This window comes from Monashia sp. NPDC004114 (assembly GCF_053603855.1).
Genome location: NZ_JBSGGK010000003.1, coordinates 203,710 through 225,495, shown reverse-complemented (window position 1 = coordinate 225,495; position 21,786 = coordinate 203,710). Strand labels below are relative to the sequence as shown.

21 protein-coding genes are annotated in these 21,786 nt (G+C 71.1%); 8 read left to right on the top strand and 13 right to left on the bottom strand.

The window, feature by feature from the left end; genetic code table 11:
• The first annotated feature begins 20 nt into the window (after positions 1 to 20).
• Positions 21 to 950, top strand: a complete 930-nt coding sequence (locus ACWEOW_RS05900; RefSeq protein ID WP_452268238.1) for a LysR family transcriptional regulator ArgP — start codon at positions 21 to 23, stop codon at positions 948 to 950.
• On the opposite strand, the gene ACWEOW_RS05895 is transcribed toward ACWEOW_RS05900, so the two are convergent.
• Positions 907 to 1,296, bottom strand: coding sequence for a rhodanese-like domain-containing protein (locus ACWEOW_RS05895; protein ID WP_452268237.1), 390 nt, complete (start codon positions 1,294 to 1,296; stop codon positions 907 to 909). The two genes, ACWEOW_RS05900 and ACWEOW_RS05895, sit on opposite strands and share 44 nt — an antisense overlap.
• A complete protein-coding gene (locus tag ACWEOW_RS05890) occupies positions 1,293 to 1,790 on the bottom strand; it encodes a cysteine dioxygenase (protein WP_452268236.1) in 498 nt (165 codons plus the stop codon). Before ACWEOW_RS05890 ends, ACWEOW_RS05895 begins: the two co-directional genes overlap by 4 nt.
• A 358-nt stretch (positions 1,791 to 2,148) precedes the next feature.
• Between ACWEOW_RS05890 and ACWEOW_RS05885 the strand changes: the two genes are divergently transcribed.
• Together ACWEOW_RS05885 and ACWEOW_RS05880 are read left to right on the top strand one after the other, a co-directional pair.
• A complete protein-coding gene (locus ACWEOW_RS05885; protein ID WP_452268235.1) occupies positions 2,149 to 4,866 on the top strand; it encodes an AMP-binding protein in 2,718 nt (905 codons plus the stop codon).
• 9 nt (positions 4,867 to 4,875) lie between these two features.
• Positions 4,876 to 5,967: a DMT family transporter gene (locus ACWEOW_RS05880; RefSeq protein WP_452268234.1), complete on the top strand. Its 1,092-nt coding sequence runs from the start codon at positions 4,876 to 4,878 to the stop codon at positions 5,965 to 5,967.
• A gap of 19 nt (positions 5,968 to 5,986) precedes the next feature.
• Here ACWEOW_RS05880 and ACWEOW_RS05875 read toward each other — a convergent pair whose 3' ends face one another.
• On the bottom strand, positions 5,987 to 6,148 hold the full coding sequence (locus ACWEOW_RS05875; protein ID WP_452268233.1) for a hypothetical protein: 162 nt from the start codon (positions 6,146 to 6,148) through the stop codon (positions 5,987 to 5,989).
• A 91-nt stretch (positions 6,149 to 6,239) separates the two neighbouring features.
• Between ACWEOW_RS05875 and ACWEOW_RS05870 the strand changes: the two genes are divergently transcribed.
• Positions 6,240 to 7,199 carry a GlxA family transcriptional regulator gene (locus ACWEOW_RS05870; RefSeq protein WP_452268232.1) on the top strand — a complete coding sequence of 320 codons (960 nt, stop codon included), beginning with the start codon at positions 6,240 to 6,242 and terminating at the stop codon, positions 7,197 to 7,199.
• Between the two features lie 5 nt (positions 7,200 to 7,204).
• Here the strand turns inward: ACWEOW_RS05870 and ACWEOW_RS05865 are convergent, their stop codons facing one another.
• The 9 genes from ACWEOW_RS05865 to ACWEOW_RS05825 all read right to left on the bottom strand — a co-directional run bounded on the left by ACWEOW_RS05865 (position 7,205) and on the right by ACWEOW_RS05825 (position 16,232).
• Positions 7,205 to 8,314: an ABC transporter permease gene (locus tag ACWEOW_RS05865; RefSeq protein WP_452268231.1), complete on the bottom strand. Its 1,110-nt coding sequence runs from the start codon at positions 8,312 to 8,314 to the stop codon at positions 7,205 to 7,207.
• A gap of 32 nt (positions 8,315 to 8,346) precedes the next feature.
• Entirely contained in the window at positions 8,347 to 9,036 is a 690-nt protein-coding gene (locus ACWEOW_RS05860; RefSeq protein ID WP_452268230.1) for an ABC transporter ATP-binding protein, read from the bottom strand.
• Complete coding sequence (locus ACWEOW_RS05855) at positions 9,033 to 9,911, bottom strand: hypothetical protein (protein ID WP_452268229.1); 879 nt, start codon at positions 9,909 to 9,911, stop codon at positions 9,033 to 9,035. The genes ACWEOW_RS05860 and ACWEOW_RS05855 overlap by 4 nt, the downstream gene beginning before the upstream one ends.
• 29 nt (positions 9,912 to 9,940) lie before the next feature.
• Positions 9,941 to 10,315, bottom strand: coding sequence for a hypothetical protein (locus tag ACWEOW_RS05850; RefSeq protein ID WP_452268228.1), 375 nt, complete (start codon positions 10,313 to 10,315; stop codon positions 9,941 to 9,943).
• A gap of 150 nt (positions 10,316 to 10,465) precedes the next feature.
• Entirely contained in the window at positions 10,466 to 10,882 is a 417-nt protein-coding gene (locus ACWEOW_RS05845; protein WP_452268227.1) for a hypothetical protein, read from the bottom strand.
• Positions 10,883 to 11,519: 637 nt separating this feature from the next.
• Complete coding sequence (locus ACWEOW_RS05840) at positions 11,520 to 12,902, bottom strand: cryptochrome/photolyase family protein (protein WP_452268226.1); 1,383 nt, start codon at positions 12,900 to 12,902, stop codon at positions 11,520 to 11,522.
• The gene (locus ACWEOW_RS05835) at positions 12,899 to 14,185 is read right to left on the bottom strand and encodes a class I SAM-dependent methyltransferase (protein ID WP_452268225.1); all 1,287 of its coding nucleotides are present in this window, start codon (positions 14,183 to 14,185) and stop codon (positions 12,899 to 12,901) included. Before ACWEOW_RS05835 ends, ACWEOW_RS05840 begins: the two co-directional genes overlap by 4 nt.
• Positions 14,182 to 14,937 carry a DUF1365 domain-containing protein gene (locus ACWEOW_RS05830; RefSeq protein ID WP_452268224.1) on the bottom strand — a complete coding sequence of 252 codons (756 nt, stop codon included), beginning with the start codon at positions 14,935 to 14,937 and terminating at the stop codon, positions 14,182 to 14,184. The genes ACWEOW_RS05835 and ACWEOW_RS05830 overlap by 4 nt, the downstream gene beginning before the upstream one ends.
• Complete coding sequence (locus ACWEOW_RS05825; RefSeq protein WP_452268223.1) at positions 14,934 to 16,232, bottom strand: NAD(P)/FAD-dependent oxidoreductase; 1,299 nt, start codon at positions 16,230 to 16,232, stop codon at positions 14,934 to 14,936. Before ACWEOW_RS05825 ends, ACWEOW_RS05830 begins: the two co-directional genes overlap by 4 nt.
• A 171-nt stretch (positions 16,233 to 16,403) precedes the next feature.
• Here ACWEOW_RS05825 and ACWEOW_RS05820 point away from each other — a divergent pair, with 171 nt between their 5' ends.
• From ACWEOW_RS05820 to ACWEOW_RS05805, 4 genes are all read left to right on the top strand, one after another.
• Positions 16,404 to 17,345 carry a MerR family transcriptional regulator gene (locus tag ACWEOW_RS05820; RefSeq protein ID WP_452268222.1) on the top strand — a complete coding sequence of 314 codons (942 nt, stop codon included), beginning with the start codon at positions 16,404 to 16,406 and terminating at the stop codon, positions 17,343 to 17,345.
• Positions 17,342 to 18,076 (top strand): cobalt-precorrin-6A reductase, encoded by a 735-nt coding sequence (locus ACWEOW_RS05815; protein ID WP_452268221.1) that lies wholly within the window; start codon positions 17,342 to 17,344, stop codon positions 18,074 to 18,076. Before ACWEOW_RS05820 ends, ACWEOW_RS05815 begins: the two co-directional genes overlap by 4 nt.
• A 37-nt stretch (positions 18,077 to 18,113) precedes the next feature.
• Positions 18,114 to 19,907 carry a SulP family inorganic anion transporter gene (locus tag ACWEOW_RS05810; RefSeq protein ID WP_452268220.1) on the top strand — a complete coding sequence of 598 codons (1,794 nt, stop codon included), beginning with the start codon at positions 18,114 to 18,116 and terminating at the stop codon, positions 19,905 to 19,907.
• Positions 19,908 to 20,115: 208 nt separating this feature from the next.
• On the top strand, positions 20,116 to 20,700 hold the full coding sequence (locus tag ACWEOW_RS05805; protein ID WP_452268219.1) for a dihydrofolate reductase family protein: 585 nt from the start codon (positions 20,116 to 20,118) through the stop codon (positions 20,698 to 20,700).
• A 704-nt stretch (positions 20,701 to 21,404) separates the two neighbouring features.
• Here the strand turns inward: ACWEOW_RS05805 and ACWEOW_RS05800 are convergent.
• Entirely contained in the window at positions 21,405 to 21,698 is a 294-nt protein-coding gene (locus ACWEOW_RS05800; RefSeq protein ID WP_452268218.1) for a hypothetical protein, read from the bottom strand.
• Positions 21,699 to 21,786: the final 88 nt, after the last annotated feature.

Genomic DNA, 21,786 nt, shown 5'->3' with positions numbered 1-21,786 from the left:
AGCATCGTTAGCATCGCTTCATGCGGCTCGACAGCGAACAGCTCGCCACGCTCCTGACCATCGTCGAGGCCGGGACCTTCGACGGCGCCGCCAGGGCGCTTCACCTGACGCCATCGGCGGTCAGCCAGCGAATCCGGGCGCTCGAGGCGGAGGTCGGCCAGGTCGTCGTCGTCCGCACCACACCGTGCCGGGCCACGACCGCCGGGGAGGCTCTCGTCCGGCTCGCCCGGCAGCAGCAGCTCCTCGCAGCCGAGGCCGTGGCGCAGCTGGCTCCCGATCCGAGTGCACGGGTGGACCTGCCGGTCGCGGTCAACGCCGACTCGATGGCGACCTGGTTCCCCGCAGTGCTGGCCGAGTGCGCGACCTGGGACGAGGTGACCCTTCGGCTGCACGTCGAGGACCAGGACCACACGGCGCGGCTGCTCCGCTCGGGCGAGGTTCTCGGCGCGGTGACGTCGGACCCGGGGCCGGTGCAGGGCTGCTCCACCGAACCGCTCGTGACGATGCGCTACCTGCCCGCGGCGACGCCGGAGCTGCTGGCGCGGCATACGACGCGTCGCGGGATCGACTGGGCTGCAATGCCGCTCGTCCGCTTCAACGACAAGGACGACCTCCAGCAGCGGATCCTCGACCGACACCGCGTGACGGTGACCCCACCCACCCACACGGTCCCCGACGCGACGGGTTTCGTCGCTGCCGTCCGCGCGGGGCTCGGCTGGGGCGTGCTGCTGCCGACGCAGCTCGCACCCGCCGAGGAGCGGGGCGAGGTGGTCCGGATCGGCATGCGCGACCGTGTCGACGTGCCGCTCTACTTCCAGCGCTGGCGGCTTCAGTCGGCGCACCTCGACCGCCTCGGCGACATCGTGAGGCGCGCGGCCGCCTCCGGGCACCCGCCGACCCGGGCGGTCAGGAGCCCGCGCGAGCCCGCCAGGCGGCATACCCTCCGATGACATCGGTCGCGCGGTGGATGCCGAGGTCCTGCAGGGACGCTGCCGCGAGGCTCGAGGTGTAGCCCTCCTGGCACAGCACGATGACCTGGAGGTCATGGTCGGCTGTGGGGAGCGCCGCGGCGCTCGTCGGGTCGAACCGCCACTCCAGGACGTTGCGCTCGACGACGGTCGCGATCGGCAGCTCTCCCTCGTGCGCCCGCTGTGCCGCCGGGCGGATGTCCACGATCACGGCGCCGTCGCCGTATGCCGCCTCGGCCTCCTCCGGGGTGAGGCGCCGCAGGCGCGCTCTGGCCTCGGCAAGCACGTCGTCGATCGTGCGGTGCGGGGTCGGGGTCGCCTCGCTCACCAGTCGACCCCGACCTTCGACTCCTCGACGAGCTCGAGCACGCCGTCGACGTCGTGATAGCTCCTCATCGCCGTGAGCTTCGGGGCGTAGACGTGCAGGCTCACCGCCGGGTCCGGACCGTGGTTGGTGACGCGGTGCAGGTGGCGTGTCCCGAAGGTGCGCTGGTCACCCGTCGTCAGCCTGATGCCAGGGCCGGTCGCGCGTCGCACGTCGTCGAGGTCGACGGCGGTGCGGTATCCCGCGACCTCCTCCGTGAGCACGCCCTGGATCACGACGAACGAGCCGGCGCTGCCGCCGTGGTCGTGCCACGGGGTGCCCTGCCCGGGCAGCCAGGTCAGCAGCCACGCCTCGTGGTCGGCGTCGGCGAGCAGGCGGGCGTAGTAGCGGGTGACGGGGTCGAAGTCGACCAACCCCTGCCACAGGGAACGCTGTCGTGACAGGTTTCTCGCGGTCTCGGCGAGCATGACCGGGGTGCGGGATGCGCCGCGGGACATGGGAGTTCCTTTCGTCAAAGGGGGAGCAATGGCGGCAGCGAGCGCCTGGCACGCCAGTGGTGCGTCAGGCAGGGCGCGGGTGAGGCAGTGGTGCCCGGTGTCTCAGACTGACCGGGTGTGGGAGCGCGCGGCGGCAGTCCGCGTCAGCGGCAACGACAACATGCCTCGGTCGCGACGGACATCGCGCGCGACGTGCTCTCGGTGGCCAGGGTCGTCGACCGGCCGGCGTCCAACCGAGAAACATAAGTCTTTGTTGCCATAAACCTAACCGTAACTTATGGATTTCGCGCTCGCAACAGTGCGGGCAGGGGTCCGCCGAGGTTGCGATTAGGTAAGGCTTACCTATCTAATGAGGCGCGTGACTCTCGCGCCGACCACACCCGCCTCGCCGGACACGCCCCTGCGTCCGCGACTGCCGTGGTTCGACGTCCTCGACCGCGACCCCGAGCGCCGCGCGCTCGCCCTGCCCGGCGGGCGTGAGGTCACCCGCGGCGAGCTGCGCGACCTGGTCGACGCGGCGGCCGCCGAGCTCGCCGGTGCCCGCCGTCTCGTCATGGTGGAGGGGGCGAACCGGCTCGAGGCCGTCGTCGCGTATCTCGCTGCACTTCGCCAGGGCCACGCCGTCCTGCTCGTCGACGGCGGCAACCGCCAGGCCGGCGTCGCGCTGCGCACGGCCTACGACCCCGACATCGAGATCGCGGCGGACGGCCGGGTCCTCGTCCACCGGAGCGAGCCCGCGGTCGACCTGCACCCCGACCTGGCTCTCCTGCTCAGCACCAGCGGGTCCACCGGGTCGCCAAAGCTCGTGCGCCTCTCCTGGGCCAACCTCGCGGCCAACGCCGCGCAGATCGCCGACCTCCTCGAGATCCGCGAGTCCGACTGTGCCGCAACGTCGCTGCCGATGCACTACTGCTACGGCCTCTCGGTCCTGCACAGCCATCTGGCCCGCGGGGCGAGCCTTGCACTGACCGACCTCTCCGTCGTCGACGAGTGCTTCTGGGACCTCGTCTCCGACGTCGGTGCCACGTCCTTCGCGGGCGTGCCCTGGACCTTCGAGATGCTCGACCGGGCCGGGTTCGCCGACCGTGACCTGCCGAGCCTGCGGTATGTGACGCAGGCGGGTGGGCGGCTCGACCCGGACCGGGTCGTCCGCTGGGCCGAGCTGGGGCAGGCCCGGGGGTGGGACTTCCACGTCATGTACGGCCAGACCGAGGCGACGGCCCGGATGGCCCACCTCCCACCGGACCTGGCCGCCACGCGGCCCAGCGCGATCGGGCGACCCGTCGCCGGTGCCGAGCTGGTGGTCAAGGACGGCGAGCTGGTCTTCACCGGGCCCAACGTCATGCTCGGCTACGCGACCAAGCCCGCCGACCTCGCGCTGGGACGCACCGTCCACCGGCTCCGGACGGGTGACCTGGGCCGGCTCGCCGAGGACGGCCTCTTCGAGGTGACCGGGCGCACCAGCCGCTACGCGAAGGTGCTCGGGCACCGCGTCGACCTCGACCGGGTCGAGGCATCGCTGCGAGCACGCGGACGTGACGTCAGGGTCGCCGGCCGGGAGGGCCTCATCGCCGTGTCGGCCCGTGCCGACTCCCGACGGGGTGTGGGAGGCCGGCGCCTGGGAGGCCGGGGGCTCGATGCCGGGGCCCTCCGGCGCGCGACGGCCACCGCCGCGAACGCGCCCCTCGGTGCCGTCACCGTCGTCCAGGTCGACGACCATCCCGTGCTGCCGACCGGAAAGGTCGACCACTCGGCGATCGTCGCGCTCGCCGAGTCCACCGCAGCCGTGACCGTCGCGTCCGCGCCGGAGCCGAGCTCCGTCGCGACGATGTATGCCGCCACCCTCCACCGCGCGTCCGTGCGGCCTGGGTCCACCTTCGCGTCGCTGGGCGGAGACTCCCTGTCCTACGTCGAGGTGTCGCTGCGCCTGGAGGCCCTCATCGGCTGCCTTCCGCGGTCGTGGCACGTGACACCGGTGGCGGAGCTACAGGCACTCGCCGACGCCGAGGTTGCGCGCCGTGACCACGCGGCGACCGCGCGTTCATCCCGGACGGTCGAGACGGCATACCGGCGCAGAGCGCACGCTCCACGAAGCGACGCAGCGGCTCCGGTCGACGGGGTGACCGAGACCCGGCTCCGGCGCTGGTCGCGCCCGCGGACGGTGGAGACCTCGGTGTGGCTCAGGGCGGTCGCGATCCTGCTCATCGTCGGCACGCATGCCGACCTCTTCTCGCTCCAGGGCACGGCCCACGCGCTGCTCGTGCTCGTGGGCTTCAACGTGGTGCGCTTCGCGTTCGCCGCGCCGGGTCGCCGCGGGCGCATCAGAGCGCTCGGGCGGGGGACACTGCGGGTCGTGCTACCGACCCTGGCGGTGATCGTGCCGGCTCACGTCGTGTGGGGCTACTACGAGACGCGCAACCTGTTCCTCGCCAACTGGGTGTTCGGTGACGCGCGGCTCGGGCCGCCCTGGCGCTTCTGGTTCATCGAGGCTCTCGTGTTCGCCCTCCTCGTCGCGATGCTGCTGACCGCACTGCCGGCCTTCGCGCGCCTCGAGCGGCGCTGGCCGTTCGGGGTGCCGGTCGCCCTCCTGCTGGCGGCCTTCACGTTCCGGCTCGACCTGTTCCAGCTGCCGGTACCGAGGATGCAGGGCTCGGCCGTGGTCGTCCTCTTCCTCTTCTTCCTCGGGTGGGCCATCGCGCGGGTGGAGACGCGCCGCCAGCGGTGGCTGGTCACCGTGGCTGCCGTGGGGATGGTCGGGACGTTCTCCGGCAACCCGGCCCGCGATGCGTTGACCCTGGCCAGCGTGCTCGCGCTGATCTGGCTGCCCACGACGAGGATGCCGAGCGGGCTGGTTCCCGCCACCCAGGTGCTGGCCGCGAGCTCGCTGTTCGTCTACGTCATCCACTGGCAGGTGCTCGAGCAGCTGTGGGGACGGCCGGTCGCGGCGTTCGCCGGTTCGCTCGCGGCCGGGGTCGCGTACTGGTTCCTGTGGACCAAGGTGGCCACGCCGCTCGTGGCGGCAATTCGGTCACGTCTGACCGGAATGAGGGCGGCGGCTGTCGGTCCCGCGACCTAGGTTCGTCGGGTGACACTCGACGCCCGCGACCCCAAGGACACCGCGACCGGCACCGTGACCGACACCGTGACCGACAGCGCAAGCGACATCGCCACCGGCATCGCGACCTCACGCGACGGCGCGCCCGCGCGTCTACCGGGCATGACGCGCTCCTTCGACATCCATGACACTGCCCCGACGCCGGATGCGGCAGCGCCACCTGAGGGGAGGGAGCCCGCTCGCCGCCGGTCACGCGGGCTCGTGGTCGGCGCGGTGGCCGTCACCCTGCTGCTCTGGGCCTCGGCGTTCGTCGCGATCAGGCACCTGGGCCACAACGTCCCGCCGGGCGCCCTCTCGCTCGGCCGCCTGCTCATCGCGTCCGTCGCCCTCGGGGTCTTCGTGTTCCGCCGCCCGCGTCGGTGGCCGTCGCGGCGCGACTGGCCGCTGCTGCTGCTCTGCGGCGTGGCCTGGTTCGGGATCTACAACCTCGCGCTCAACGAGGCCGAGCGGCGCATCGACGCCGGCACCTCGGCGCTCATCGTCCAGATCGGCCCCATCATCGTCGCCCTGCTTGCGACAGTGTTCCTCGGAGAGGCCATGACGCGGTGGCTCGTCATCGGGATGGTGGTCGGGTTCGCGGGCGTGGTCGTCATCGCGCAGGGCTTCTCGTCCGGCGGCTCCGGAGACCCCGTGGGGGTGTGGCTCGCGGTGCTCGCGGCGGTGACGTATGCCGTGGGCGTCCTCGCGCAGAAGCCGCTGCTCGGCCGGTTGCCCGGGCTCGAGGTGACCTGGCTGGCGTGCATCATCGGGGCGGTCGTGTGCCTGCCCTGGGCCGGCGACCTCGTCGACGTCGTGCGCACGAGCGAGCCGAGCTCGCTGCTCTGGATCGCCTACCTCGGCATCTTCCCGACGGCCATCGCCTTCTCGACGTGGGCCTACTCGCTCGCTCGAAGCGACGCCGGGAAGCTGACGCTGACGACGTTCCTCGTGCCGTTCATCGCCACGCTCATCGCGTGGGCGCTGCTCGACGAGGTGCCGCCGCCGCTGACGTTCGCCGGTGGTGCGCTGTGCATCCTCGGTGTGCTGCTCACCCGGCGGAGGTCTCGTGCCAAGGCCGGGTGAGCAGGCGGGGCGTGGCGCGTCACTTGGTGGGTGGCGCGTCGTGCAGGACCCGCGGGAGGTCCCGGTCGGACTCCACGTCGCTGCCGAAGGGCGCGTGCGGGAGGGAGTAGGTGCGGCGGTGGTGCGGGCTGAGGGCCGCGATGATGGCCGCGATCATGAGGATGAAGAAGATGATGTCCATGGCAGAAAGTCTGCGCTCGTCACGATGCAGCCACGAGTGGCAGAACTGACGATGTTCGACAAGATCCCGCCAACGTGGGCATACTGACGGGATGTTGCACACCATCGCCGCCATCGTCGAGGAGCCCGTCGCCCCGTTCGAGCTGGCCGTGCTCTGCGAGGTCTTCGGGATCGACCGCACCGACGACGGCGTCCCACCGTTCGACTTCCGGGTGTGCGCGGCCGAGCCGGAGCGGGTGCTGCGGACGAAGACCGGCATGGGCATCGTCGCGACGCACTCGCTGGAGGCGGCGCGCGATGCCGACCTCATCGCCATCCCGGGTGGTTCGGTCGACGGGCCGTTCCGCCCCGAGGTGCTCGAGATCCTGCGCGAGGCCGTCGACCGGGGGGCGCGGGTCCTGTCGGTGTGCAGCGGCGCGTTCTGGCTGGCGGAGGCCGGTCTGCTCGACGGGCGCGACTGTGCGACGCACTGGCGGTATGCCGGGCTCCTGGAGGACCGCTACCCGAAGGCATGCGTCGACCTCGACGTGCTCTACGTCGAGGACGGACCGATCCTCACCAGCGCAGGCACCGCGGCCGGCATCGACGCGTGCCTCCACATCGTGCGCGAGGAGCTCGGCTCGGAGGTCGCCACCCGGATTGCGCGACGCATGGTCGTGCCCCCGCATCGGTCAGGTGGGCAGCGGCAGTATGTCGAGACGCCACTGCCGGCCGAGCAGTGCGACAGCCTCCAGGACGTCCTCGACTGGGTCTCGGAGCACCTCGACGAAGAGCACTCGGTGCCCTCGCTGGCGCTGCGATCGAACATGTCCGAGCGCACCTTCGCCCGCCGGTTCGCCTCGGAGGTCGGCACCACACCGCACAAGTGGCTGACCGGCCAGCGCGTGCTGCGCGCACGGTACCTGCTCGAGTCGACTGACCTCGACATCGAGCGGATCGCGCGCGAGAGCGGGTTCGCGACGGCGGCCGTGCTGCGCCACCACTTCCAGCGGCAGATCGGGCTGCCGCCGGTGCAGTACCGCCGAGCGTTCGCTCGGCAGCCGGTGGCCTGACCGGCTCAACGACGCTCCAGCACCTCCAGTGGATCGAGCCGCGTCGCGCGCCAGGCCGGGTAGGCGCCGCCGAGGACGAGCATGAGGGCTGCTCCGGCGACCAGCCGCGGCGTCACCTCCCACCGCAGCAGGACCAACGGCGTGCCGAAAGACCTCTGACCGAACGACTCGACGATCGGCCCGGTGCCGAGGGCGACGAGCACCGCCGCGCCAAAACCGGCGACCAGCACCAGCGCGATGTCGCTGAGCACGAGGACCGCGATGTCCTGCCGCCGCGCGCCGACGGCTCGGGCCAGCCCGAGGAACCACATCCGGTCCCGGAGCACGATGAGCTCTGCCACGAGGATGCCGAGCCCGCCGATCAGCAGGACACCCCATCCGATGAGGAGGTATACCAGCGCGATCCCGTCAGACGCGGTCCGCACCTGCGATCCCGAGTCAACTCGGCTGACGGTGACGGCGCTCTCGTCAGGGATCCCTGCGCGCCCCGCGTCGTCGCTCAGCGCGCCGCGCAGGTCCGTGAGGATCTCGTCGCCCATGTCCTCCACGCGCCCTGTCGTGATGACGACGATGCTGCGGGTAGGTGCCGTGGAGGTCAGGCCGACGAGGTGTTCGTAGGCCGGCGCGAGCACGAGGCCCGCGCCGAAGGTCCGGGCCTCCTCGTCGGTGGTGCCTCGCAGCGCGGTACGCGGGACCGTCAGGCCGGCCAGGCACAGGTCTGCCTGTGTGGGGGAGCTGATCGCGTCGAGCACTTTCGCAACGCCATCCGCATCGCGGATCACGAAGGTGGCGAGGTCGCCGAGGGTGTCGAAGGGCGGGCACTCTGGCCGCACGGGTGGGAGGGCGTCTATGACGACCATCGGCGCTGAGGTGAGACCGCCGACGGCTCGACCGACCTTGTCGACGAGCTCACGCCTCGAGAGGCCGAGCTGTGGCGCCGGCTCGATCCGGTAGGTGCCGGCGGCTCCGAGGTCGCTGTCGATGGCGTCGTGGAGGCTTTCCGAGGAGGCGCGCGACAGCTCGGCGACCGTGAGGAACACCAGGACGCCGATGGCGATGAGCACCGTCAGGAGGGTGAACCTCAGCTTTGCATGCCAGTTGGAGGCGAGGGCCATGCGGCCCAGGCGAGTGAGGGACCAGCGTGGCCTCATGGTGTGCACAGCTCGCCGCCTGAGAGGTGCAGCTGTCGCGAGGCGCGGGCCGCGATCCCTGCGTCATGTGTCACCACGACCACCGCCGTGCCCAGAAGGGCAGGCAGCGAGAAGATCTGGTCGCCGATGACCTCGGCTGTCCGCTCGTCGAGGTTGCCCGTGGGCTCGTCGGCGATGAGGAGTCGAGGCTCGGGAAACAACGCGCGAGCTATCGCGACCCGTTGCTGTTGACCGCCGGACATCTCGGTGGGACGTCGCGAGGCGAGCTCGCCGATCTCCAGACAGTCGAGGAGAAAGGCGGCGCGTGAGCGTGCATCTCTCCGTGACGCACGTCCGCCGAAGTACCACGGCAGCATGACGTTCTCCGCCGCCGTCATCGCGGGGTCCAGGTGGAAGCTCTGGAAGACCGTCCCGACGAAATGTGCCCGCAGGCGAGCGAGCTGTGTGTCACCAAGGGACGCTGTGGGCCTGCCCGACACCGTCACCCGGCCCGAGGTCGGCCGCCTCAGGAGCGCGATCACCGAGACAAGGGTCGACTTGCCCGAGCCCGACCGGCCCACGATCGCCGTCGATGATGCTGCGGGCACTGTCAGGGACAGGGAGCGAAGAGCCCAGGAGGTGTCGTGGCGAGTGTCGAACTCGACGCTCACCTCGTCCAGCACAGCGGCGGCCGGCTGGTTGGTCATGAAGGCGGAGGTAGCACGATGTCGCCGGGCTTCACGCCTGAGACGATGACGCGTCGCACCCCGTCGGTCGCGCCCACGACGACCGGCCGCTCGACCCACGCCGTGTCGCGCTTGACCCGGACGACGTAGTTGTCTCCGCCGTGGTCGAGGCCGACGTAGATGGAGGGGAGGGCGACCACTCCTTTGAGCTCGGGCGACGTCAGGGTGAGCGTCACTGGCAGCCCGGGGACCGACTCGACGTCATCCGGCAGCCGGCAGTGCACCGTGCTTCGACTGCCTTCGCCGGAGGCTGTCGGGTCGGGCTTGGATGACTCGACCCAGACGGCCCTACACGGAGCGCGCCGCTGGCCGAGCACCGTTTCCACGCTGACCTCGCCGACGAAGGTGAGTCCCCGGTAGCGCAGCTCCTGGAGCGGGGCGAGGGCCACGGTCGCATCCAGGCCGAGGCTGCGGATGCCTGGCTGGCCGTCAGGGAGCTTCGAGAAGGTTCCACGAACCCCGGCTCGGACGGTGCCTTGACGTGCCTCGAGAGCCTGGAGACGGGACGAGGCCACCGTCCCGCGCGCGGCTGCCCCTTCGAGCTCGTGCAGCACGGCCGGCGCGACCCGAAAGAGACCCACAGCGTCGCCCGGCGCCACCTGCTGGCCGGGTCGAGCGGAGGCGATCAGCGACAGTCCGGTCGGGACGTCGATCCCTACCTCGGACGAGGCCTGCGTGGCGCCCTCCAGGCGGTACACCACCCGGAAGGCGCTCCACGTGACGGCGAGTCCGTCGAGGCTGCTGCTCGAGTCACGCTGGGTGGGCGGCGGCTGTGGCGACCTGTCGCCGGCTGTGCACGCAGCCAGCATGATGCACAACGTCGTGGCGACAAGCACCGCGAATGGAGGGGCCGACCTCCCCAGCCTCACCCCTTGCCCCTGACGACGTCTGCGATCGTCGGACCATTGGCGTCACCCGTCCGGGCGGGGATCCAGGCGCCGCAACCTGAGTTGCTCGTGAGCTCCTCACGCAGCAACGTGATGTCGCCGCTGGTGGCCTCTTTGACGAACTGGGCGATGTCGCTGTCCATGTCGCGCGCGGTGGGAGCTGGGTGGTCGGGTTGTGGCTGGCGCGGAAACGTCGGCGCCACGCCACCGCGGATCCATTCTTGGTAGACAGCGAGTGCGCTGCGACACGCAACGAAGTTGCGAACCATGTTCTGATAGCGAGCACTCGCGGTCTCCGCATCGTCGCCTTGAACACGTGACCGAGCAGCGGGTGAGGCCAGCACCTCCAGCACGACGCCTCGGTCCAGGCCTGCGAACACCGGGTCGTCAGCGGACATCTCGCCCTCCCGGGACGGCGAGCAGCTCGCGGCCAGTAGTGCTGTGAGCAGGACCCATCCCAGCACCCGAACGGGGCGACCAACCCTAGAGCCTTCCGCCATCGGTCAGACGTTGGTCCAGGCCGTGTACGACATCGTCGAGTTGCCGTCGCCGGGCCAACCACCGTTGCAGTTGGTCGATGAGACGACGTGCGTCTTGAAGGTGTAGTTCGACGGCCTGACGCCCGCCCAGGCGACCGTTCCACCGTTGGTGACGGCCTTTGCGCTCAGGCTGTTGCCGGTGGAGGCGGTGGCCCAGACGTACGAGTTGATCGAAGGTGAGGTCGAGCTCTGCTTGAACGTGACGCCAGTCGGGGTCGCGGTCGACTGGTTCAGAGTCACCAGGTTCGACGTGATCGTCACGTCACAGCTGACCGTGGTCGTCCGGGATGCGCTCGCTGCGGACGCGTGTCCCACAGCAACGGTGAGCGCGAGCGCTCCTGAGACTGCCACAGCGGTCAGCGTCCTCGTCGAGATCCTCACAACGTCTCCTCTCGTGGGTGCGGGCCCTTGGCCCATCGCGGGTCGAACCTACGACGCCTTTGGCGACTACGCAAGAAACTCCCGCGTTCAGTACAGCGGCGGCGTTAAACGACGCTAGCTATAAATGGCCGAATTGCCGCTACCGCGACAACTCGCCGCTATGGCAGTCCTGGGTCGCCCACCCATCCCGTCGAGTGGGCGCTCCGTCACAGGGGCACGGCCACGGGTCATGGGGCGGGTGGGACCGAGCGCCCACTCGACGGGGGGTGGGTGTGGCGGGGTGTGGGTGTGGCGGGGTCGGGGCGGGTCGCACCCCTCTGGTCGAGTGGGCGCTCCGTCACAGGGACACGGCCACGGGTCATGGGGCGGGTGGGATCGAGCGCCCACTCGACGAGGGGGTGGGTGTGGCGGGGTCTTGGCGGGTCACACCCCTCTGGTCGCGTGGGCGCTCCGTCACAGGGGCACGGCCACGCGTCATGGGGCGGGTGGGACCGAGCGCCCACTCGACGGGGGGTGGGTGTGGCGGGGTCGGGGCGGGTCGCACCCTTCTGGTCGAGTGGGCGCTCCGTCACAACAGCATGGCCACCCGTCTAGCGTTTTCGCTAGCCTCCGCGATACTCCCCCAGCGATCCCGAGGTCACCTCGTCACGCGGGCGGCGCGGTAGCGGGCGAGTGCCTCGCGACGCTCGGCGTCGTGGTCGACGACCCGCTCGGGGTACCCCCGCGCGTACCCGTCCGGATGCCTCCACGGCTCGTGCACGGCCGGACCGGGCAGGTGGGCGAGCTCGGGCACCCAGCGACGCACGTAGTCGCCGTCCGGGTCGAAGGCCCGGCCTTGCGCCACCGGATTGAACACGCGGAAGTAGGGAGCCGCGTCCGTGCCGGTGCCCGCGACCCACTGCCACCCGTGGTTGTTCGACGCGAGGTCCCCGTCGACCAGGCGGTCCAGGAAGTGCCGAGCGCCGACCGGCCACCACACGTGAAGGTCCTTGGTGAGGAAGCTCGCCGTGACCATCCGGAGGCGGTTGTGCATCCACCCCTCGGAGCCGAGCTGACGCATGCCGGCGTCGACGAAGGGGTACCCGGTGCGACCGCTGCGCCACGCGTCGACCAGCCGAGCGACGTCCGGGCCGGTGTCGTAAGGGAGCCGTGACAGGTCGGATCGCCAGTCGTGCCAAGCGGACTCGGGTCGGTGCCAGAGCACGTCGGCGTAGAACTCGCGCCACACCAGCTCGGTCACGAACCGTCGAGCGCCGGGCGACCGCGCATCCGGGTGGGTGTCGATATCGGCGAGGAGGGTACGGGGGTGGAGCTCGCCGCACTTGAGTGGCACTGAGAGACGACTCGTCGAGTCGAGGTCAGGCCGGTCGCGCTCCCGGTCGTATGCCGTCAGTCCGGTCTCGAGGAACGCCCGCCACCGCTTCAGCGCGTACGCCTCGCCGACCCCATCGCGCGGTTCCAGCTCGAGCGCATCGAACTCGACCCGACCCCGGAACCACGACACACGTCCCGGGCGTGGGGCCGGCGCCGGCCTGCCGTGCTCACGCCAGGCCCGAGCGAAGGGTGTGAAGACCCGGAAGGGTGTCCCGCCGCGCGTGACGACCGTCCCCGGCCCGACGGCATACGGGGTGCCTGTTGTGACGAGCCGGCCGCCTTGTGCCGCAAGCAACGTGGCGACGGCTTCGTCCCGTCGTCGTCCGTAGGGCGTCGTCTCGCGCGTGACGTGGACCTCGGTGGCGCCGACCTCGGCGGCCAGCCGCGGCACCACCTCGCAGGGGTCACCTCTGCGGACGACCAAGGCACCGCCGAGGTCCTTGCCCAGTGCGGCGACGGAGGCGATCAGCCGTCGAGACCTGGGACTCGGGCGGTCCAGCAGCCTCGGGTCCAGCACGAACAGTGGCAGGACAGCCTCGGCGGCTTCGGCGGCCGCCAGCAGGGCCGGGTGGTCTCCGAGCCGCAGGTCGCGCCGGAACCACAGGATCGCGACGCGGCGTCCTGGGGTCGTCGTCCCTTCGCTCACCGGCCGGGGGCCGTCTCTCGCGGCCGCTCGAGGCGGAGCTGGGCGACGTCGAGGTAGCCAGAGGCGAACCCGGCCTCCGAGTACGCCAGGTAGAGCTCCCACATGCGGCGGAACGTCTCGTCGAAGCCGAGGGCGCGCACCTGCGGCCACCCTTCGGCGAAAGCCTCGCGCCAGCGCCGCAGGGTCGTGGCGTAGTCCCGGCCGAAGGCGTTGGCCGAGGTCACCCTCAGCGTGGTGTGGGCGGCCGTCACGTCGTCGATCGCCCGCCGGCTGGGGATGAGCCCGCCGGGGAAGATGTGCTTCTGGATCCACCCGTAGGACCCGCGCGTCGCGAGGTACCGCTCGTGCGACATGAGGATCGACTGGATCGAGACGACCCCCCCGGGGGCGAGGCGCTCGTCGAGCACGGCGAAGTAGGTCGGCCAGAACTCCTCGCCCACCGCCTCCAGCATCTCGACGCTGACGATCGCGTCGTAGCGGCCCTGCACCTCGCGGTAGTCCTGCACCCGGACGTCGACGAGGCCGCTGAGGCCTGCCGTTGCGACCCTGTGCCGGGCGAAGGCCGCCTGCTCGGTGGAGAGGGTCACCGTCGTCACGCTCGCACCTCGCCCCGCGGCCTCGACCGCAAGCTCCCCCCAGCCGGTGCCGATCTCGAGCAGCTGGGTGCCCGCGGTGACCCCCGCGGTGTCGAGGATGGCCCGGACCTTCCGGCGCTGGGCCGTGGCCAGTGCCTGGTCGCTGACCGGAGGCGCCCCGGGCGTGCGGTCGAACATAGCCGAGCTGTAGGTCATCGTCTCGTCGAGGAACGTTGCGAAGAGGTCGTTCGAGAGGTCGTAGTGCGCCTCGATGTTGCGTCGCGAACCGGAGGGTGAGTTGCGCTGGGAGTCGGGAATGGCGCGGTCGGCCACGGAGCGCAGGGCCAGCAGCCACGGCGGCAGCGCGGTCGTCACCCGCTCGGCGAAGGGCAGCAGGACGTCGGCCAGGTCCGTGCCCTCGCCCGCGCGCCAGTCGCCGGCCATGTATCCCTCCGCGATGCCGATCTTCGGCGAGTGCGCGACCCGCTCGAAAAACATTGCAGGACGGACGATCTCGAGCAGGGGGCGGCCAGCGGTGCGCGAGCCGCCGCCGAGCAGCGTGCCGTCCGGGAGGGCGATGTCGACCGGCACCCGACGGGCAGCCACCGTCACGAGGTGGCGCGCGATGGCCGCGCGCAGGCAGAAGTGCCGCAGCGAAGGCCGTCTGAGGCAGATCGGCCGGGCGAGCTTCGACGGGACGGTGGTCATCGGACAGCCTCCTTCGGGTGGCTGGGGCGCGGCACCACCGGAAGCCGACGCAGCCACAGCCGTATGCCGTGCACCCGGATCAGCGCCGTGACGCGCTGGGTCATCGGGCCGTGGCGTCGCACGAGCCGCAGCAGGTTTCGGGGTGTGGCGGGCAGCGGCCGGCCGTAGGTGCTTGCGGTGAGCACGCGCCGCCCGTCCCGGTCGAGTCGCACCCACACGCCGACCGTGTGTTCGTCGAGGACGAGGCGGACGGCATACGTCCCGGTGACGTCGTTGAACGGGGAGACGTAGAAGGCCTTCTCGACGGTTGCGGCGCCGGAGGCGTCCACCTCGAGGAGGTACGCGTGGCGCTCGCCGTACGTGTTGTGCACCTCGAAGACCGCGGCGACGAGCGTGCCGCCGGGACGGAGGCACCAGAAGACCGTCAGCGGGTCGAAGGTGTAGCCGAGCACACGAGCGTTGGCGAGCATCAGCACACGGTCGCTGGGAGCGAGGGCGACGCCGCGGCGCAGCAGGAAGCGCTCGAGGTCGCCGCGGATGCCGCCGCCCAGCCGACCGCCGTCGAGATGGTCGCGCGGGCTGAACCTGGCGAACGCGCTTGTGGGCCAGCGGAACCGCGGGAGATCGTCGACGTCTACGAGCCACTGGTAGTGGTGGTCGGTGAACCGGTGGCGGACCGGCGTGGCACGCGCATGCGTCACGGTGCCCTCGACGAGCGCCGGGAGGGGCGGTGGTGTGTAGGACGTGCTCACCAGCGCACCCCGAACGATGCGGCGGCCTCGACGCCCGAACGGCAGCCGTCTTCGTGGAACCCCCAGCCCAGATAGGCGCCGGCGAACGCCAGTCGGTTCCCGCCCGCGACGCGCAGCCGGGCTGCCGCCTCCACCGCAGCCCGTGTGAAGACCGGGTGCTCGTACGTCATTCGCGCGGTGACCGTCGACTCGTCGACCTGCCCGTCGGGGTTGAGCGTGACGAGGTGGTTGTCGGTGTCGTCTAGGGTGTGCAGCCGGTTCATCCAGTACGTCACGGCGACGTCGCGCGAGGGCGCGTCGCAGGTGCTCAGGCGGACGTTCCACGAAGCCCTCGCACGGCGTGCCCGGGGCAGGACCGACGTGTCGCGATGCAGCCAGGTCGCGTTGCGGGAGTAGGAGACTGCTCCCAGATCGCGCTTCTCCTCGGGCGTCGCGTCGGCCAGCAGGTCGAGCGCCTGGTCGGCATGGGTCGCGACCACCACGCGGTCGAACGTCGTCGCGCGCCCGGGCCAGGAGGCGCCGTCGACCATGAGGTCGACACCGTCGTCGTGGCGGGTGAGGGCGGTGACCCTGCTGACGGTGCGCACCGCGGGGAGCCGGGCTGCCAGGCGATCGACGTATGTCGCGGAGCCCCCCGTGACCGTGCGCCACTGAGGCGACCCGCCGACCGAGAGCATGCCGTGGTGGGCCAGGAAGGTGAACAGGTGCCGCGCCGGGTAGGCGGACGCGTCGAGCTCGCCGCACGACCATACGCATGACACCAGCGGGATTGCGAAGTGTCGTACGAAGAAGCGCGAGAAGCCCTGTTCCGCAAGGAAATCGCCCCAACTCGGATCAGCGCCGTCGTGGTCCTTCAGGAGGCGGCGAGCCACCCGGTGGAAGCGTGGCACCTCCCGGAGGAGCCGAGCGAAGCGCGGGTCGGCCAGCCGGCGGGGCTGGGCGAGGATCCCGCCGAGACCGCGCCCACCGGCATACGACAGGCCGCAGCCGTCGCAGGTGATGCTCATGCTCATCTCGGTGGGCTGGGTCGGCACGTCCAGCTCCCGGAACAACCGGAGCAGGTGTGGGTAGGTGCGCTCGTTGTGGACGATGAACCCGCTGTCGATGCGCAGCGGGCCGCCGGCGCCGGCGACCGTGTGAGTGTGGGCGTGGCCACCGAGGCGCGGCTCCGCCTCGAAGAGCGTGACGTCGTGGCTCGGGGCGAGGACGTAGGCGGCGGTGAGCCCCGAGATCCCGCCGCCGACGACAGCCGCGGTCGGGCGCCGGCCGTACCGCGTTCGGGTCTGGCGTGTCACCCGGGCCTCCCATCCATGGCGTCGTACTGTGCGTGTCCAACCTTTGTCCAACGCTAGGAGCGTGTCTAATGTCTGTCAAAGGTTGCGTCAAGGGTTTGGCCGCCCGCCGGGGCCTGCGCGTGACACGATGACCTGAGGCCGAATGCCTACCGTGAGGAGCGGGTCGAGCGGGTGTACACCATCAAGCGCGCCGCGGAGCTGACGGGCATCAGCGTGCCCACGCTGCGGGCGTGGGAGCGCCGCTACGGCATCGTCCACCCGCAGCGCTCCGAGGGCGGGTACCGCCTCTACGCCACCGAGGATGTGCGAGCCCTTGCGATCATGAACTCCCTTGTCAATGAAGGCTGGTCGGCGCGCGAGGCCGCGACCGAGACCCTGCGGCAGCTTTCGGTGCACGAGCATCAGGATGGTGGTCTCGAGGCGGCCCGCCGCCGGGCCACGGATCGCTCGCTTGGTGGACGCCCGTCGACGCGTCACCCCACGCCGCTCGTGCATCGCTCAGAGGACGCGGAGGCGTTTGTCCGGGCGGCCGAACGGCTCGACGCCGCTTCTGCCACAGCGGTTCTCGATGCTCGCTTCGCGCTCGGGACGTTCGAGCACGTCGTCGACGACTGGCTGCTGCCGACCCTCAAGCTCGTCGGCGAGGAGTGGGCGCGCGGGCGCCTCACCGTCGCGGGCGAGCACCTCGTGTCGTATGCCGTCCAGCGCCGTCTCGCAGCCGCGTACGAGGCGGCTTCCGGCCGCACCGACGGGCCCACGCTGCTCATCGGACTCCCGCCTGGAGCGCGTCACGAGCTGGGGCTGCTAGCCTTCGCAGTGGCCGCCCGCCGAGCCGGCTTCACCACTGTCTACGTCGGCGCCGACCTGCCGGCCACCGACTGGATCCGAGCGGTCGAGCGGCGCCACGCCGCAGGGGTCGTCATGGCCGTGCCACGCGAGAGCGACGTCCCCGGGGCCCGCGCGATCGTCGGGGCCATCGCCACCAGCCATCCCGAGATCGTCATCGGGCTCGGGGGCAGCCAGCAGAGCGCCGTCGACCCCGGCATCCACCTCGGACACTCGATCGCCGTCGCGGTCGGCGAGATGTCGCGACGACTGCGGGTGCCCGCGTGAGGGTCCTCGTCCTCGGCGGCACCGGCGAGGCGCGAGCGGTCGCTGCCGCCCTCGACGCGCGAGGTGACCATGTCGTGTCGAGCCTCGCGGGCCGCGTGAGCGCCCCGGCGCTTCCGGTGGGCGAGGTCCGCACCGGAGGGTTCGGCGGTGTCGAAGCGCTCGCGGAATACATTGGGCGCGAAGGCTTTTCGGCGATCATCGACGCGACACACCCGTTCGCTGCGCGCATCACAGCCAACGCGGTCAGTGCCAGCGCGCTCGCAAGAGTGCCCTTGGTCCGGCTCCAGCGGCCCGGCTGGGAGCGTCATCCACGAGCGGGCTCGTTCGTGTGGGTCGACGACGTCGACCGCGCCCGCGAAGCGGCCGAGGCACACGGCATACGGCCCTTCCTCACGACCGGCCGCCAGCAGCTCGAGGCGTTCGCGGGGTGGGACGACCGGTACGTGCTGGCCCGCGTGGTCGACCCGCCGGAGTGGACCGTCCCGGCAACCTGGGAGGTGCTGCGCGCCCGCGGGCCCTACGAGTACGTCGCTGAGCGCGAGCTGCTCATGAGCCGGCGTGTCGACGTGCTGCTCACCAAGGACTCCGGCGGCGCCCTCACCGAGGCGAAGCTCGCCGCTGCCACAGACCTCGATGTCACGGTCGTCGTCGTCCGGCGTCCTCCGGTGCCGAGCGGTGTGCGTGTGGTCGAGTCCGTTGCGGACGCGGTCGCGGCCATCGGCGACGTTTGAGCAGCGCGCAGCGGGACGGCGACAGTACCTTCGTCGCGTGACGACACCGCAGTCGACAGGCCCGCCGACGGGCGGCCCAGCGGGACCCACCCGCTGGGAGCGGCTGCTGCCCGGGGTCGCCGTGCTCCGGCGTTATGAGCGGTCCTGGCTCCGCGGCGACGTGCTCGGCGGCATCACCGTGTCGGCCTACCTCGTCCCGCAGGTGCTGGCCTACGCGGAGGTCGCGGGGCTTCCTGCCGTCGCGGGCCTGTGGGCGGTCGGGCCGGGCCTGCTCGTGTACGCCTTCCTCGGTTCGTCGCGGCTCCTGTCGGTCGGGCCCGAGTCGACCACCGCCCTGATGACCGCAGCGGGCGTCGGCGCTCTCGTCACCGCGGCCGGGGGCATGGCCATGCGGCAAGAGGTCGCCGCCCTGCTCGCCATCGCCGTCGGGCTCGTATGCCTCGCCGGCTTCCTGCTCCGTCTCGGCTTCCTTGCCGACCTGCTCTCCAAGCCCGTCCTCGTGGGCTACATGGCCGGCATCGCGGCCCTCATGATCGTCAGTCAGCTCGGCAAGGTCACCGGGCTCACGGTCCAAGGAGAGTCGTTCGTCCAGGAGGTGCGGTACTTCCTCACGCACCTGGAATATGTCGAGGTGCCGACCCTGGTGCTCGGACTCGCCGTCGTGGCAGCGTTGCTCGTGTTCCAACGCGCGGCTCCGCACTGGCCAGGACCGCTCATCGTGATGCTGGCGGCCACGCTCGTCGTGCACGTCCTCGGGCTCGACGAGTCCGAAGGGATCGACGTCGTCGGGCCCGTCCCGCAGGGGCTGCCGAGCATCCACGTCCCGCATCTCGAGGGCGTCGACGTGTGGCAGCTGCTCCCCGCTGCACTTGGTGTCGCCGTCGTCGCATACTCCGACAACGTCCTGACCGGCCGGGCGTTCGGGGCCCGACGTCACGAGGCCATCGACAGCGACCAGGAGTTCCTCGCACTCGGCGCGGCGAACGTCGGCGCCGGACTGGTGCAGGGCTTCCCGATCAGCTCGAGCGGTAGCCGCACGGTCATCGCCGACAGCCTGGGCAGCCGGACCCAGCTGCACTCGCTCGTGTCGCTCGTGCTGGTGATCGCGACGCTGCTCTGGCTCGGGCCCCTCATCGCCCTGTTCCCCGCGGCCGCCCTCGGCGGTGTCGTCGTGTTCGCGGCGCTGCGTCTGGTCGACGTCGCCGAGCTGCGGCGGATCGCGCGCTTCCGGCGGAGCGAGCTGGTGCTCTCCGTTGCCACCACGGCTTCGGTGCTCCTCGTCGGGGTGCTCCCCGGCATCGGCGTCGCGATCGGCCTGTCGCTGCTCGACCTGCTGCGTCGGATCGTCCACCCGCACGACGGCGTGCTCGGGTACGTGCCGAACGTCGCAGGGATGCACGACATCGACGACTACCCGGATGCCGTGCAGGTGCCCGGCCTCATCGTCTACCGGTACGACTCGCCGCTGTTCTTCGCGAACTCCGACGACTTCGTCACGCGCGCCCTCCGAGCTGCCGACGCCGCGCAGGGGCGAGGCGCGGTGGAGTGGTTCCTGCTCAACGCCGAGGCGAACACGGAGGTCGACCTGACCGCGGTCGATGCGCTGGGCACGCTGCGGAACGCTCTGGCGGACAGGGGGATTCGGTTCGCGATGGCGCGAGTCAAAGAAGACATGAGGGTGCCGCTGGACGCCGCCGGCTTCATCGACAAGGTGGGGGCGGACCTGATCTTCCCGACCCTGCCGACAGCCGTTGCCGCATACGCCGCGTGGTACCGCCGTGAGCACGGCGCCCCTCCGCCCGGACTCCAGGTCCCGCCGGTCAGCGGGTGAGCGCGGGTAGGTGACCGACCGCACAGCCTGGCCGAGGCGCCGGCCCGTCCTCTGGCTGCCGCTTGGACTCCTCCACGCCGGCTTGCACGTGCGCGTCGCTGCGCTGGGCTGAGCCACGCAGCCGAACGGCATACAGCGAGAGGCCGATTGCGCGCCGCGGTTCCACGTACTGTGTGCAGCAACGTCAATGCACGGAGGGAGCCCAGCCATGTCTTTCGAGGCCCGCTCGGACACCACTGCCGAGGACGGCGCGGCGGCCCGCAAGGTCGTCGCAGGCTACTTCCTGTCTCTCGATGGGGTGGCAGAGGCTCCCGACACGTTCCTCACCGCCTGGGATGACGAGACGGATGCCAGCGGCGCCGATCTCATCGCCACCCAGGACGCCGTCATCCTCGGCCGCCGCAGCTACGACGAATGGGCTGGGTTCTGGCCGAGCAGCGAGATCCAGCCCTTCGCGTCCTTCATCAACGCCGTCCCGAAATATGTCGCAACGTCGAGACCGCTCGACGTCGAGTGGGCCAACTCGCACGTGATCGACGGCGAGCTGGTCGACTTCGTGCGGCACCTCAAGGCTCAGCCGGGCGGCGACATCGGCATCCACGCCAGTATCTCCGTCACGCAGGCGCTGCTTGCTGCCGACATCGTCGACGAGCTCAGGCTCGTTGTCGCGCCGACGATCGTCGGGAGTGGAAAGAGACTGTTCGACGGCTTGCCTGCCATCCGGCTCGAGACGATCCGGTGCACCGCCTCGCCGAGTGGCCACCTTCTCGTGGACTACCGCGTGGTGCGCTAGATGGGACATCGTGCCGGGTGTATGCCGCGTGGTCACCGTCCGTCCTCACCGTCGAGTGGCCGCGTGGTCCCACCTGTCACATGACGGGTGGGTGGCCGGTGTGGCGGGAGTGACGGGGCGCCCACTCGACCAGGGGAGAGGCAGTGCCGCTGGGCGCGACCAGGACGCGTCGATATGCCGTCTCGCTCCGTCGAGTGGCCGCGTGGTCCCTCCTGTCACGTGGCCTGTGTGGCGGGAGTGACGGGGCGCCCACTCGACCAGGAGAGAGGCAGTGCCGCTGGGCGCGACCGGGACGCGTCGGTATGCCGTCTCGCTTCGTCGAGTGGCCGCGTGGTCCCACCTGTCACGTGGCCTGTGTGGCGGGAGTGACGGGGCGCCCACTCGACCAGGAGAGAGGCAGTGCCGCTGGGCGCGACCAGGACGCGTCGGTATGCCGTCTCGCTTCGTCGAGTGGCCGCGTGGTCCCACCTGTCACATGACGGGTGGGTGGCCTGTGTGGCGGGAGTGACGGGGCGCCCACTCGACCAGGGGAGAGGCAGTGCCGCTGGGGGCGACCGGGACGCGTCGGTATGCCGTCTCGCTCCGTCGAGTGGCCGCGTGGTCCCTCCTGTCACGTGACGGGTGGGTGGCCTGTGTGGCGGGAGTGACGGGGCGCCCACTCGACCAGGGAGAGGCAGTGCCGCTGGGGGGCAGGGGCCCGCTGGTCAGCGGGTGAGCGCGGGCGCTGTCAGGGCGATGGCTCCGGCCACGAGCACGGCGGGGATCCAGGGCCGCATCCGGCTCCGGAGCGCCAGGAAGGCGGCGCCGAGGATGCTGACCGGTCCGGCCGGGAACGGCAACAGCACTCCCGCGAGCACGAGGAGGATGAACACGTTCCTCGGGCCGGCCGCGGCGCGGTTGGCGGGAGCGGTGGTGACGGCGCTGGCTGCCGTTGCGGCGGTCGCTGTGGTGGCAGCGGAAGCCGTGGCGGCAGGTGAGTCTCCGGTGGTTGCGGGCACGAGCCCACAGCATGCCCTACTCCGCACTGCTTCGCCTCACGGGAGACGACCCTGTCCACACAATGGACAAGGTGTCCACATTGCGGAC